Origin of the sequence: Nocardioides guangzhouensis, assembly GCF_004519545.1 — a bacterium.
GTDB lineage: Bacteria > Actinomycetota > Actinomycetes > Propionibacteriales > Nocardioidaceae > Nocardioides > Nocardioides guangzhouensis.
This window is the reverse complement of record NZ_SDKM01000016.1, coordinates 96,926-109,681: the sequence shown is the minus strand read 5'-3', so window position 1 is coordinate 109,681 and position 12,756 is coordinate 96,926. Positions and strand designations below refer to the sequence as shown.

The 12,756-nt window shown below is 71.7% G+C and carries 14 protein-coding genes; 3 read left to right on the top strand and 11 right to left on the bottom strand.

Annotated elements, in window-relative coordinates; translation table 11 throughout:
• Positions 1-89 precede the first annotated feature (89 nt).
• Complete coding sequence (locus EKO23_RS12560) at positions 90-569, top strand: SRPBCC family protein (RefSeq protein ID WP_134717752.1); 480 nt, start codon at positions 90-92, stop codon at positions 567-569.
• On the opposite strand, the gene EKO23_RS12555 is transcribed toward EKO23_RS12560, so the two are convergent.
• The 4 genes from EKO23_RS12555 to EKO23_RS12540 form a co-directional block, all read right to left on the bottom strand.
• The gene (locus EKO23_RS12555; RefSeq protein ID WP_134717750.1) at positions 553-1,074 is read right to left on the bottom strand and encodes a GNAT family N-acetyltransferase; all 522 of its coding nucleotides are present in this window, start codon (positions 1,072-1,074) and stop codon (positions 553-555) included. The genes EKO23_RS12560 and EKO23_RS12555 overlap by 17 nt on opposite strands.
• 101 nt (positions 1,075-1,175) lie before the next feature.
• Positions 1,176-1,694, bottom strand: a complete 519-nt coding sequence (locus tag EKO23_RS12550; protein ID WP_134717748.1) for a glycine cleavage system transcriptional repressor — start codon at positions 1,692-1,694, stop codon at positions 1,176-1,178.
• A 70-nt stretch (positions 1,695-1,764) separates the two neighbouring features.
• Positions 1,765-2,382 (bottom strand): HAD family hydrolase, encoded by a 618-nt coding sequence (locus EKO23_RS12545; protein WP_134717746.1) that lies wholly within the window; start codon positions 2,380-2,382, stop codon positions 1,765-1,767.
• 6 nt (positions 2,383-2,388) lie between these two features.
• Positions 2,389-3,168 carry a 3'(2'),5'-bisphosphate nucleotidase CysQ gene (locus EKO23_RS12540; RefSeq protein ID WP_134717744.1) on the bottom strand — a complete coding sequence of 260 codons (780 nt, stop codon included), beginning with the start codon at positions 3,166-3,168 and terminating at the stop codon, positions 2,389-2,391.
• Between the two features lie 63 nt (positions 3,169-3,231).
• Here EKO23_RS12540 and lhgO point away from each other — a divergent pair, with 63 nt between their 5' ends.
• Positions 3,232-4,443: an L-2-hydroxyglutarate oxidase gene (gene lhgO, locus EKO23_RS12535; RefSeq protein ID WP_134717742.1), complete on the top strand. Its 1,212-nt coding sequence runs from the start codon at positions 3,232-3,234 to the stop codon at positions 4,441-4,443.
• On the opposite strand, the gene EKO23_RS12530 is transcribed toward lhgO, so the two are convergent.
• The 7 genes from EKO23_RS12530 to EKO23_RS12500 all read right to left on the bottom strand — a co-directional run bounded on the left by EKO23_RS12530 (position 4,381) and on the right by EKO23_RS12500 (position 12,053).
• Positions 4,381-5,733 (bottom strand): DUF4910 domain-containing protein, encoded by a 1,353-nt coding sequence (locus tag EKO23_RS12530; protein ID WP_134717740.1) that lies wholly within the window; start codon positions 5,731-5,733, stop codon positions 4,381-4,383. The genes lhgO and EKO23_RS12530 overlap by 63 nt on opposite strands.
• Positions 5,734-5,735: 2 nt before the next feature.
• On the bottom strand, positions 5,736-6,755 hold the full coding sequence (locus tag EKO23_RS12525) for an NAD-dependent epimerase/dehydratase family protein (RefSeq protein ID WP_134717738.1): 1,020 nt from the start codon (positions 6,753-6,755) through the stop codon (positions 5,736-5,738).
• A gap of 13 nt (positions 6,756-6,768) precedes the next feature.
• Positions 6,769-7,686, bottom strand: coding sequence for a phytanoyl-CoA dioxygenase family protein (locus EKO23_RS12520; RefSeq protein ID WP_134717736.1), 918 nt, complete (start codon positions 7,684-7,686; stop codon positions 6,769-6,771).
• Positions 7,652-9,100 (bottom strand): glutamate-1-semialdehyde 2,1-aminomutase, encoded by a 1,449-nt coding sequence (locus EKO23_RS12515; protein WP_134717734.1) that lies wholly within the window; start codon positions 9,098-9,100, stop codon positions 7,652-7,654. Before EKO23_RS12515 ends, EKO23_RS12520 begins: the two co-directional genes overlap by 35 nt.
• A 2-nt stretch (positions 9,101-9,102) precedes the next feature.
• Positions 9,103-9,753 (bottom strand): PIG-L deacetylase family protein, encoded by a 651-nt coding sequence (locus tag EKO23_RS12510; protein WP_134717732.1) that lies wholly within the window; start codon positions 9,751-9,753, stop codon positions 9,103-9,105.
• 211 nt (positions 9,754-9,964) lie between these two features.
• Positions 9,965-10,810 (bottom strand): sugar phosphate nucleotidyltransferase, encoded by an 846-nt coding sequence (locus EKO23_RS12505; RefSeq protein ID WP_217702601.1) that lies wholly within the window; start codon positions 10,808-10,810, stop codon positions 9,965-9,967.
• A gap of 13 nt (positions 10,811-10,823) precedes the next feature.
• Positions 10,824-12,053: a class I SAM-dependent methyltransferase gene (locus tag EKO23_RS12500; protein ID WP_134717730.1), complete on the bottom strand. Its 1,230-nt coding sequence runs from the start codon at positions 12,051-12,053 to the stop codon at positions 10,824-10,826.
• A 133-nt stretch (positions 12,054-12,186) separates the two neighbouring features.
• On the opposite strand from EKO23_RS12500, the gene rfbC reads away from it, so the two are divergent.
• Positions 12,187-12,756, top strand: a complete 570-nt coding sequence (gene rfbC / locus EKO23_RS12495; protein ID WP_134717728.1) for a dTDP-4-dehydrorhamnose 3,5-epimerase — start codon at positions 12,187-12,189, stop codon at positions 12,754-12,756.

The window sequence follows — 12,756 nt, the reverse complement described above, 5'->3', positions numbered from 1 at the left end:
CGAGCGCCAGCGAGCGTCTCGAAACCAGCGATCCCCGAGACGTGGCCGCTCGGCGCGCATTCCTGGCCACTCGGCGGGAGGATGGGGCCATGGGCGAGACGCGGGTCGGTCGGCACCTCGGAGCGCCGCCGGAGCGGGTGTACCGGGCGCTGACCAGCGCGGACGACGTGGTGCGGTGGAAGGTGCCGGGCGGGATGACGTCGCGGGTGCACCACTTCGAGGGGTGGGAGGGCGGCACGTTCCGGGTGTCGCTGACCTACGACGCCACGGACCGGCAGGGGAAGACCGCGGCGCACACCGACACCTACCGCGGGCGGTTCGAGCGGCTGGTGCCCGGCGAGATGGTGGTCGAGGTCGACGAGTTCGAGACCGACGACCCGGCGTTCCGGGGCGCGATGACGATCACGGTCACGTTGAGCGCGACGGCAGACGGCGGCACCGACCTGCTCGCGGTGCACGAGGGGCTGCCGCCGGGCGTGGCACCGGCGGACAACGAGCTGGGGTGGACCGAGGCGCTGGCCCGGCTGGCGGCGCTGGTGGAGTCTCCGGGGATCAGCGGTACGGCGTGAGCGCGGCGTACAGCACCGAGTCCTGCCACGTCCCGCGCAGCAGGACGTGGTCGCGCAGCCGGCCCTCGACCGACATCCCGATCTTCTCCAGCACCCGCCGCGAGGCGACGTTGTCGGGCCGGCAGGTCGCCCAGACCCGGCGCAGACCGAGCTCGTCGAACCCGAACCCGAGCAGGGCGGCGGCGGCCTCGGTGGCGTAGCCCTGCCCCCACCGGTCCCGGCGTACCGAGAGGCCCATCTCCGCGTGGTGCGGCCCGTCGCGGTAGATCCCGACCGAGCCGAACGTCTCGCCGCCCGGCTCGGTGACCGCGAGCGTGAAACCGGTCCGCGGCGCGGCCTCCTGCTCCTCCAGCCAGACCTGGAGGAACATCCGGGTCTGGTCGAGCGTGTTCGGTCCCCAGGTCACGAACCGGACGCTCTCGGGGTCCGAGGTGAACCGGTGCGCGGCACGCAGGTCACCGGGCCGGTAGTCCCGCAGCACCAGGCGGTCGGTGACGAGCTCCATGCCGGTCACTGTCGCAGAACCGGGTCGGTCCGCTCACCAGAACTGGCCGCTCGGCACACAACACCTCGCCGCTCGACGCACAACACCTGGCCGCTCGACGGTCAGAGCTCCTCGGAGAGGCGGATCTCGACCATCAGCTCGTCGGCGAGGCCCTCGAGCATCGCGCGGAGGGCGTCGGTGTGGGTGGCGGGCGGGGCGGTGAGCACGGCGTGCGCCTCGAAGAGCGTGCCGCCGGCCATCGGGGCGTCACGCACGTCGGTGCTGAGCTCGTCGATGCTGATGCCGGCGGCGGCCAGCGACGCGGAGATCTCGGCGACGATGCCGGGGTGGTCGGCGCCGAGCAGGTCGAGGTGGAGGACCAGGGAGTCGTCGGTGACCGGCTCGTCGGTGCGCTCGATGGACACCCCGAGGCCTTCGGAGCCCAGGGCGGACAGGTCGGCGAGCAGCGCGTCGAGCCGGCCGTCGGGGACCGTCACCAGGACGATCCCGGCGAACTTGCCGGCCAGCCGGGAAAGCTGGCTGCGCTCCCAGCTGCCGCCGTGCGCGACGATCGGGGCCGACAGCGCAGACACGACGCCGGGGCGGTCGTCGCCGACGACGGTGAGGATGCAGGTCGCCATCCCCGCAGGCTAGGGGAACCGCGGCACCCGCGTCACTGGCCCGCCCGGGCGGTGGAAGCGGGGTCAGGCCTCAGCCGGGACGGTGCGCGGCGAGCAGGCCGCGGAGGACGTCGTGGCCGTGGTCGAGGTGCCAGTGCTCGGCCCGCAGGCCGACGGCCCGGGCACCGTCGACGTTGCGGGTCGAGTCGTCGACGAGCACGACCTCGTCGGGCGCGGCTCCGAGGGCCGCCAGGGCGGCATCGAAGTACGCCGGCTCCGGCTTCGCCGCTCCCATCTCGCAGGAGTAGAAGGCCCCGTCGAACAGGTCGCCGTACCCCAGCGCCTGCCGCATGTACGCCGCCCGCTCGGGGTTCTGGTTGGTCGCCAGGTGGACGCCGAGCCCGTCGGCCCGGAGCTCCCGGACCAGCGCGACGCTCCCGGGCGCCACCGCGATCCGCTCCCACACCGCCGCGTGCAGCTCGGCCGCCGGGACGTCGACCCCGAGCCGGCCCAGCAGGTCGTCGAGCACGGGCAGGAACGGCTCGCCGCGCAGGCAGGCCTGCTCGTCCGTCGCGAGTGCCCCGAGAAGCTCCTCGCTGCGCTCACCGAGGAACGGGTCCAGCGCGGCCCGCCAGCCGCCGGGAAGGTCCTGCATGACGCCGTCGGCGTCGAGCAGGACGTGCCGCACCGGCGGTCGCTCCCCCGTCACCGGCGCTCAGTCCGTGCCGTGCGCGCGCACGAACGCGATGATCCTGTCCGCCAGACCCGGCCGGCACACGACGAGGTCGGGCAGGGAGACGTCGTCCTGGTTGTAGGCCAGCTCGGAGCCGTCGACCCGCGAGCAGAACAGGCCGGCCGCACGAGCCACCGCGACGGGCGCCGCGTTGTCCCACTCGTACTGGCCGCCAGCGTGCACGTAGGCGTCGGCCACGTCACGCACCACGGACATCACCTTCACGCCGGCCGAGCCCATCGGCACCAGCTCGGCCCCGATCTCCTCGGCCAGGGCCTCGACGAACGCCGGCGGGCGGCTGCGCGAGACCGCGATCCGGGGCACCGGCGAGGTGGACGGTGGGACCACCGGCGGCACGCCGGTGTTGAAAGTCTCGCCGAGCGCCGGCTGGGCGACCGCGCCGGCCACCAGCGCGCCGCCCTCCCAGAGCGCCACGTGGACGGCCCAGTCGTCGCGCGGCGGCTCGGAGAACTCCCGCGTGCCGTCGAGCGGGTCGACGATCCAGACCCGGTGGGCCGAGAGCCGGGCCTTGTCGTCGGCGCCCTCCTCCGACAGGACCGCGTCTCCCGGCCGGTGCTCGCGGAGCAACCCCATCAGCAGGTCGTGCGCGGCCTGGTCGCCGGCGTCCTTGAGCGCCTTGCCCTCGAGGCCCTCCTCCCGGACCTGCAGCAGCCGCTCGCCGGCGGTCGTGGCCAGCCAGGTGGCGAGCACGTGGTCGTCGGTCGCGGCCTGCTCGGGCGGGGTTCCGGGTTCGAAAGTCACCCGGTCACCCTACTCACGCCCTAGCCTGTGGGAGACACGGCCGCAGGGGCAGGGGGCGCGCGCATGAGCAGGCAGTACGACGTCGTCATGGTGGGGGCCGGCATCGTCGGCCTGGCCACGGTCCGCGAGCTGCACCGCCGCCATCCCGGCCTGCGGATGGCGGTCCTGGACAAGGAGGACGCGGTCGGCAGGCACCAGTCCGGACACAACAGCGGCGTGCTGCACGCCGGCGTCTACTACCAGCCCGGGTCGCTCAAGGCGCGGCTGTGCGTGCGCGGCAAGACCCTGATGGAGGAGTACGCCGTCGAGCACGGCATCCCGTTCGAGAGCTGCGGCAAGCTGATCGTCGCGCTGGACGACAGCGAGCTCGGTCGGCTGACCAGCCTGCTCGAGCGCGGCACCGCGAACGGCGTGCCCGGCCTGCGCGAGGTCGGCCCCGAGGAGCTGCGCGAGATCGAGCCGCACGCGGCCGGCGTCCGCGCCCTGCACAGCCCCGGCACGGGGATCATCGACTTCGGCCGGGTGACCCGGGCCATGGCCGACGAGCTGGTCGCCGACGGCGTCGACCTGCTGCTCGGCCACGAGGTCACCGGCGTCACCGGGCGCGACGGCGTCCGGGTCGTGGCGACGACGGGCGGCGAGGTCACCACCCGCGCGCTGGTCAGCTGCGCCGGCCTGCACTCCGACCGGGTCGCGGCGCTGACCACGCAGCCGGACGTCCGGATCGTGCCGTTCCGCGGGGACTACTACACGCTGAAGGCTGATGCCCGCTTCCTCTGCCAGGGCCTCATCTACCCGGTGCCAGACCCGTCCCTGCCGTTCCTCGGCGTGCACTTCACCAAGCGTCACGACGGCGAGGTGTGGGCCGGCCCGAACGCCGTGCTGGCACTGGCCCGCGAGGGCTACCGCCGGCGCGACGTCGACCTGGGCGACTCCCGCGAGGTGCTCGGCTACTCCGGCTTCCGCAAGCTGGCCCGGAAGTACTGGCGCACCGGCGCCCACGAGGTCTGGCGGGACCTGGTGAAGCGGGCGTTCGTGAAGGAGCTCCAGCGCTACGTCCCCGAGGTCCGGTCCGACCAGCTCACGTTCGGACCCTCCGGCGTGCGCGCCCAGGCCCTGGCCCCGGACGGCGCGATGGTCGACGACTTCCACCTCCAGGAGGGTCCGGGCTCGCTCAACGTGCTCAACGCGCCCTCCCCCGCCGCGACCGCGTCACTGGCGATCGCCGAGCTCCTCGCCGACCGCGCGGAGGAAGCGTTCTCCCTCGCCTCCTGACCCGGTCACCTCGGCGAGCAGCCCCGAGCCCAGCAGGTCGGTCGCCGCCGCGTGCAACCGCTCGAACGGCACAGCGCTGGTCTCGGCGATCTCGAGCAGGCTGGTGCGCCCGTCGGAGTAGCCGAGCGTCCACAGCATCGCCATCACCGCGTCCGAGGCCGCCTTGCCGCCCATCGACGGGTAGAGCCCCCGCGCCCCCAGCTGCGGCTCGCCGTACGGGCTCAGGTTGGTGTACGTCGTGTCGCGCTCGAGCACGTCGACGATCGAGGTCAGCGCCTCGAGGGACTCCGCCAGCTCGGCGTCGGTGACGAAGTCGAGGTCGTCCGCGGAGGTGTGGTACTCGGGGTACTCCCCGTGCGGGGTGCGGGTGAGCCGCCCGACCGGGAGGTCGAAGCCGACCGCGTTGAACTGCCGCTCGTCGTACCCGTACGGCGAGTAGTCGCGCAGCTCCGACCGGTAGCGGCGCAGCACGTGCGTCGCCGCCCGGTCGACCGGCCGGTCGCCGTGCCGGGTGCGCTTCCACACCAGCGGCCCGCCCCCGCCGAGGCCGGTCAGCACGATGCCGTGCCGGATCCGCGGGAGGACGTCGGGGTTCTGGCTCAGCCAGGTCAGCGAGCCGATCGTCCCCGGCGCGAACAGGAACCGCCAGCCGTGCCGGCGCCGCGGGCGGTCGGCCAGGTCGGCGGCCAGCTCGACGGCCACGGTCAGCCCGGTGAGGTTGTCGTTGACCAGGGACGGGTGGCAGACGTGCGAGCTGACGACAACCTCGTCCTCGGTCTCCCCGGGCAGGAACAGCTCGCCGTACGTCAGCTCGCCCGGCTCGAGCGTGCTGTCGACCAGCACGTCGAACGGGCCGTCGCCGAGCCGGTCGAGCTGGTGCTGCGACAGGCAGAAGCCCCAGCTGCGGTTGTAGTAGCTGGTGCGGTACGGGATCCAGTCCGGGTGGTCGGGCAGCGTGTGCAGGTGCGGGAGCAGCTCGTCGCGGGTGAACCGCCCGCGCACCGGCGTGCTGTAGGAGACCAGGTGCAGCGTGTGGTCGGCGAGGTCGACCAGCCGGTTGCCGTCGGTGTCCGCGATCCACGCCTCGCGCGCGTTCCACTCGTCGTTGAGGGTCCAGTCGAACACCCGGGTCCCCGAGGGCACGCCGACGCGACGCAACGGCACCGTCTCGGCGAGCACGTCCAGCGTCGCCCTCACCCCGTCGCCGCTGATGCTGCGCAGCAGGGGGTACAGCCGCTCCATGCGCCGACGCATCCGCGCCGAGCGCTGCCGGTCGGCAGCCGACGTCATGCTCAGGGAGCCAGGACGAGCATGTCGTCCATCCGGCCGGAGGCCTTGAGCCGGTTGATCTGCTCGAGGCGCACGAACCGCGACTCGAAGTCCTCGCGGGACAGGCCGTTGCGCTCCATGGCCGCGGCCAGCTGCTCGATGCCGTTCGGCACGGTCCACGCAGGTCGGAACGACGGGAGCAGGCTGGTCACCTTCCCGAAGTCGACCCGGTAGTCGCGCTTGTCCGCCGACGCGCCGTCGGCGAAGGTCACCGGGCAGGCGAACCGCTCCGACACGGCGTTCGCGATGGCGCGCACCTGGACCACGTCCTCGTCGCGGCCGATGTTGAACGCCTGGTCGTGGACCGCGTCGCGGTCGGCCTCGAGCACCGCCAGGAACGCGCGCGAGATGTCCTCGACGTGCACCAGCGGGCGCCACGGCGTGCCGTCGCTCTGCAGGCGCACCTCTCCGGTGGTGAACGCGGCACCGCTCAGGTTGTTGACCACGATGTCGGCGCGCAGTCGCGGCGACGAGCCGTACGCGGTGGCGTTGCGGAGGTACGTGGGGCTGAAGTCCTCGTCGGCCAGCTTGCCGATCAGCCGCTCGGCGATCACCTTGCTCTCGCCGTACGGCGTGACCGGGTTGAAGTCGCTCTCCTCGGTGACCGGGGCGTCCCCGGCGGCGCCGTACAGCGAGCACGAGGAGGAGAACAGGAACCGCGGCACGCCCGCGTCCTTCGCCACCCGCGCCATGTGCGCCGCTCCGTGGGCGTTGACCGAGTACGTCGCCTCCGGGTTGAGCTGCCCGACCGGGTCGTTGGAGATCGCGGCCAGGTGGATCACCGCGTCGAACCCGGCCAGGTCCTCCGGCCGCTGGTCGCGGATGTCACCCGTGCGCGATTCGTACCCGGTGGGCTGCGGACCGAAGTCGCACCCGTCGTACCAGCCGGCGTCGAGGCCGGTCACCTCGTGACCGGCCTCCCTCAGCAGGGGGACCAGCACGGCCCCGACGTACCCGCGGTCACCGTCGACCAGAACCTTCATCTTCTCTTCTCCCTCAACCTGTGTAGACGGCGTGCGCGAGGAGCTCCTCGGGAACGCCCTCGTCGAACGGCGCGATGACATCTGCGGGCAGGCGCTCCAGGTCGGTCACCCGGAGGTAGTCGCGCAGGGTGGTGCCGGTGCAGTGCGAGTCCACGTTCGGTGCACCGCGGCGGGCCTGGACGTCGGAGCGGTGGACCGTGCGGAAGTCGACGCTGATCCGGGTCCGGCCCGACGTGTTGGGGACCGACGAGTGCAGCTGCGCGCCGGAGAACACCATCATTCCGCCGACCGGCGGCACCGGCCGGATCTGCGGCTCGAGGTCGATCTCCTCCTCGGGCTTCGGCTGCACCCTGGTGTCGACACCGATCTGGGTGGCCGCGATCGCGCGGCTGTCGCGGTTCCACTCGTAGTAGTTGTAGTTCGCGCTCCCGTTGGAGATGGCCCGGTCGAAGTACGCCGGGTGGAACGCGACCACGTTGTCGGGCTCCACGTCGTAGATCGGGAGCCACCAGTTCACCTGCATCATCGGCGCGGAGTACCACGTGTCCCGGTGCGCGTGGAACGCGTAGGCGATGCCGGTCGTGAGGTAGTCGTCCGACGTGGACGTGCGCAGCCGCGGGACGTCGAAGTAGGTCAGGTCCGGGTCGCAGCCGTGCTCGGTGAGGATGGCACGCAGGTGGGTCTTCGAGTCCGGGTGGTGGATGAACGCCGGCTTGAGACGTGCCAGCGTCATCGCGTAGGACTCGACGTCCATCTCGTGCTGCGCGCTCTCCGGATCGCGCCCCCCGAAAGCCTCCTCGACCATCCCCCGCGTGAAGGCGACGAACTCACGGATCGCCGGTGAGTCGGTGTGCACGAACAGCTCACCTCGGTAGAGGAGCTCGCGTCGCTGGTCGTCACTGATGGTCGGGTCGACGATGATGCTGGTCATGGTGTTGTTCTCCTTGGTTCACGACAGCCCCCGTGCTGCCGAGTCTGCGGGGAGTCGAACGCTCCCGTAGGGCGGGCGCGACCGGACGGCCGTGCAACAGGCCGTCGACGCCTCCCGCGCCCAGGCTCCGGCGGTAGACCTGCAACGCGTGTCGCACGGCCCCGACCGTGAGCTCGATGTCCTCGTCGGTGTGAGCGGCGGAGATCACGAACGACTGGCCCAGCACCCCGTGCTTGAGGAGCTCCTGCAGGAAGAGGGTCCGGTGGGCCTGCGACGGCTTCCCGTCGGCGTCGCGGGTCACGAAGACCAGGCACGACGGGCGCCCCGTCACCTCCACGTGGTCCTCCAGCCCGGCGACCCGGATCTCCTCGGTGACCGCCTCGGCCAGCTTCACCCCTTGGCGTTCCATCTCTCCGACCACGTCCCGCTCGCGGTAGGAGCGCTCGACGGCGAGGTACGCCGCCAGCCCGGCCGTCTCGGGTCCGTGCGTGGTCGAGAGCAGGAAGACCCGCCGCCCGGAGGTGCGCAGCCCGCCGAGCTCCATGAGCTCCCGTCGGCCGGCCAGTGCCGAGATCGCGAACCCGTTGCCGAGGGCCTTCCCCCAGGTCGAGAGGTCCGGGGTGACGCCGTAGACGTGCTGGGCGCCGTGCAGCGACCACCGCATCCCGGTGATCATCTCGTCGAAGACCAGCACGAAGCCGTCCCGGTCGGCGAGCGCCCGCAAACCCTCGAGGAAGCCCGGCGCGGGCTCGGCGAGGGCCGTGCCCGCCTCGAGGATCACGCACGCGACGTCGCCCGGGTGTGCCGCCAGCACGGCCCGCAGCGAGTCCAGGTCGTTGTAGTCGAAGCCCAGCGTCAGCGCGCTCTCCTCCGGAAGGGTGCCCGCGTTCATCGGCGTGGTGCCGATGAACCAGTCGTCGGTGGAGAAGAAGGGCTGGCTGCGGCAGATCGCGACGTGCCGGCGCCCGGTGGCGGCGCGGGCCAGCTTGACCGCCGCCGTCGTCGCGTCGGAGCCGTTCTTGGTGAACTTCACCATGTCGGCGCCGGGCACCTGCGCCAGGAAGGTCTCCGCCGCCCGCAGCTCCAGCTCGGTGGGTCGCGTGAAGCTGGTGCCTTCACCGATGGCGCGTCGTACCGCCTCGACGACGGGCTGGTACGCGTGCCCCAGCGTGACCGACCGCAACCCCATGCCGTACTCGACGTACTCGTGGCCGTCGAGGTCGACCACCCGGGCACCGCGACCCCGGACCAGGATCGGCGCCATGTCCTCGGGGTACTGGTCGGCACCACGGGCGTAGGTGTGTGCCCCGCCGGGCACGAGCTCGTGCAGCCGCTGCTGCGCGGCGTTCGACGCCGCGTAGCGTCCGGTCGCCGCTGCGCCCTCCGCCGGTGCGCGAGGGTCAGGCTCCGTCATCGTCACGACTCCCCCTCCCCGGTCGGGTCGATCAGTACCTTCCCTGCGAAGAAGGCCTCGGCGTACTGGTGCCGCGACTCCATGCCCCTGATACGCATCAGCCCGAGGAACATCTCGTCGTCCCACCAGTCGCGGTCGGCCTGGCTCGGGTAGGACTCGTCGAGGAGCTCCACCTTCCGGTGGGCGTCCTCCGCACTCAGCCCGACATAGTGCGTGGGGGCCGCCATGTCCCCGTCCCACTTCGGGATCTCGTAGTGCAGCACGAGCGCGTTCCGCCAGACCGTGGTCGCCAGGCGGCCCACCAGGCGGTGGTCCTGGTGCGCGTCGTCCACCCGCGGTACCAGCACCAGGTCCGCGCGGCCGGCCGCGGCCAGTCCTTCGAGCGACTCCTTCACCGCGTCCCAGTGGGCCGGGAGCCGACCGTCGGGGAGACCGAAGGCCTCGAGCTTCGCCCCCGGGACGAAGCGGTCCAGGGCGCCGCGTGCCTCGTCGACCCGGTCGGGCCTGCCGGTGAGCACTGCGCCGGACAGGCGCAGGCCGGGCCGTCGCGCGAGCCGCAGCAGCGTCCCCCCACAGCCGATCTCGATGTCGTCGGGGTGGGCACCGAGGCACAGCACCTCGAGCGCACCCGTCGGCAGGGTCAGCCCGATCATGTCGCCCCCCTCTGACGCGGTCGGGTGAATAGCCACGCTATCCGAATCGATCGGGTGGCGGCATCGTCCCGTAGGACACTGCTGCATGGTCCTCCCGGGTCGTGGGCTGGTCCACTCGGACCCCGGACACCCCGAGGGATCCACTGGGGTGGGTACGGCGTCGGCGCACGGCTGGCGCGCGCTGCGGTGGCCGTCCCGGCGCCGTTCCGGCTCAGCGCGTCCCGTTGACCGCGGTCAGCTCGGGCTCGACCGGCAGCACCGGGCGCCCCGCCTCGACCGGATGGTCGCGCCACAAGGCCCACGGGCTGATGCCCTGCTTGTACTGCGACTCCAGGGCGGTGCGCTCCTTGAGGGTGTCCATCGGCGCCCAGAACCCGCCGTACGGGACGGCGCGGACCTTGCCGAGCCGGGCCGCCTTCACGCACCCGTCCATCACCAGGTCGTCGCCCTCGTCGAGGTAGTCGAAGATGCCCTGGCGCAGCACGAAGTAGCCGCCGTTGATGCGCATGTCCATGTCGGCGACCGGCACCAGGCCCGACACCCGCCCGTCGGGACCCACGTCGACCACGTGGAAGGAGTCCTGCGGCTTGACGGCGAGGAACTGCGCGACCGCGTCGGTCCCGGCGAACTCCTCGATGAGGTCGTTCATCGGGGCGTCGGTGAGCACGTCCCCGTAGTTCGCGAGGAAGAACTCGTCGCCCTCGAGGTACGGGCGGACCCGGCGCAGCCGCTCCCCGATCGCCGTGTCCATGCCGGTGTCGATGAACGTGATCGTCCAGTCGCTGATGTCCGTGCTCAGCATCTCCACGTGCTGGCCGCCCTTGGTCAGCACGAAGTCGTTGGACGCGGTCTCGCGGTAGTCGAGGAAGTAGTCCTTCACCGCCTGGGCGCCGTAGCCCAGGCACAGGACGAACTCGGTGTGCCCGAAGTGGGCGTAGTAGCGCATCACGTGCCACAGCACGGGCCGACTGCCGATCGGCATCATCGGCTTGGGCAACGACTGGTTGTCGGCACGCATCCGCATACCGAGTCCCCCGCAGAACAGAACGACCTTCACGTCTGGCTCCCCGTCAGAAGATCTCGAGCTCGGGCAGCGCCACCACCAGCTGGCCGCCCCACTCGCGTACGTACTCGAGCTGGGAGCTGATCTCCTTGCGCAGGTTCCAAGGCATGATCAGCACGTAGTCGGGGCGGGCCTCGGCCAGCGCCTCGACGGGATGGATCGGGATGTGCGTCCCCGGCAGGAACTTCCCGTGCTTGTGCGGGTTCCGGTCGACGCTGAACTCCACCAGGTCGCTGCGGATCCCGCAGTGGTTGAGCAGGGTGTTGCCCTTGCCCGGGGCGCCGTACGCGACGACCTTCCGGCCCTCGCGCGAGCAGCCGATGAGGAACTCCAGCAGGTCGTTGCGGACCTTCGCGACCGACCCCGCGAAGCCGGCATGTCCCTCCAGCGTGTGCAGACCGGCCGCCGCCTCGTCCGCCAGCACCCGGGCGACCGCGGTCGACGGCTCCCCGGCGGACTCGGTCGGCATCGACCAGGTGCGCAACGAGCCCCCGTGGCTCGGCAGCTCCTCCACGTCGACGACGGTGAGACCCGCCGCCGCGAGCACCCGCTGCGTCGTGAGCAGCGAGACGTAGCAGAAGTGCTCGTGGTAGATCGTGTCGTACTCGTTGCCCTCGATCAGCCGCAGCAGGTGCGGGATCTCGATGCTGAGCGTGCCGTCGTCGGCGAGCAGCGAGCGCAGCCCCTTGCTGAAGTCGACGATGTCGGGCACGTGTGCGAACACGTTGTTCGCGCAGACCAGGTCGGCCTTGCCGTGCACCTCGGCCACCTTCGACCCGCTCTCCTCGCCGAGGAACATCACCTCGGTCGGCACGCCGCGGGCCACCGCCGCCTCGGCCACGTTGGCCGCCGGCTCGATGCCCAGCGAGCGGATGCCGCGGGCCACGCTGTGCTGGAGCAGGTATCCGTCGTTGCTCGCGACCTCCACGACGAACGAGCCCTTGCCGAGCCCCAGGCGCTCCACGGCAGTGTCGACGAAGTCCTTCGCGTGCTGCACCCACGAGTCCGAGTACGACGAGAAGTAGGCGTAGTCGGTGAAGATGTCCTCGGCCGGGATGTAGGCCGGGAGCTGGACGAGCAGGCACTCCGAGCACACTCTGACGTGGAGCGGGTAGAACACCTCCCCGGCGTCGATCTGGTCGGCACTGAGGTAGCTCTCGCACGGAGGCGACATGCCCAGGTCGACGAACGTGTGCGTGAGCTCGCTGCCGCACAGACGGCACAGCGGATTGGACACCGTGGTTTCCCCCCTTGGTGGTACATCCCCGAATGGCGCCGCTCGGGCGCTGCCTAGAAGGGTGTCAAGAAAGTCCGCCCCGGATACGCGGCGATGGGAAACACTGGGGGAAGACCAAGGGAGGGGCTAGGCCATGGAGTTCATGCCGACAGGCATCCCCGGACTAGTGAGGTTCCGTCCCACCCCGCACCGGGACGAGCGCGGCTTCTTCAGCCGCACGTTCGACGCGGAGGTGGCCCGGGACGCCGGGGTGGATCCGGACTCGTTCGTGCAGGACAGCATGTCGCGGTCAGCCCTCGGCGTGGTGCGTGCCCTGCACCTCCGGGTGGGCCGGGGCGAGGCCAAGCTCGTGCGGTGCTCGCACGGGCGGATCTTCGACGTGGTGGTCGACCTGCGGCCCGGGTCCCCGACGTACGGCCGCTGGGAGTCGTTCGACCTCGACGGCGACACCCAGGAGTCGATCTACATCCCCGCCGGGTGCGCCCACGGGTTCCAGGCGCTCACCGACCCCGCGGACACGTCGTACCGCATCGACCGGGAGCACGACCCGTCCGAGGCGCTCACCATCGCGTGGGACGACCCGGAGCTGGCCATCCCATGGCCGCTGCCTCCCACCGTGATGTCCGAGGCCGACCGTGCTGCGCTCCCGATGTCCCAGCTGCGCGACCGGCTCGGCGACGTGCAGGCGACGCATCACCCGTGA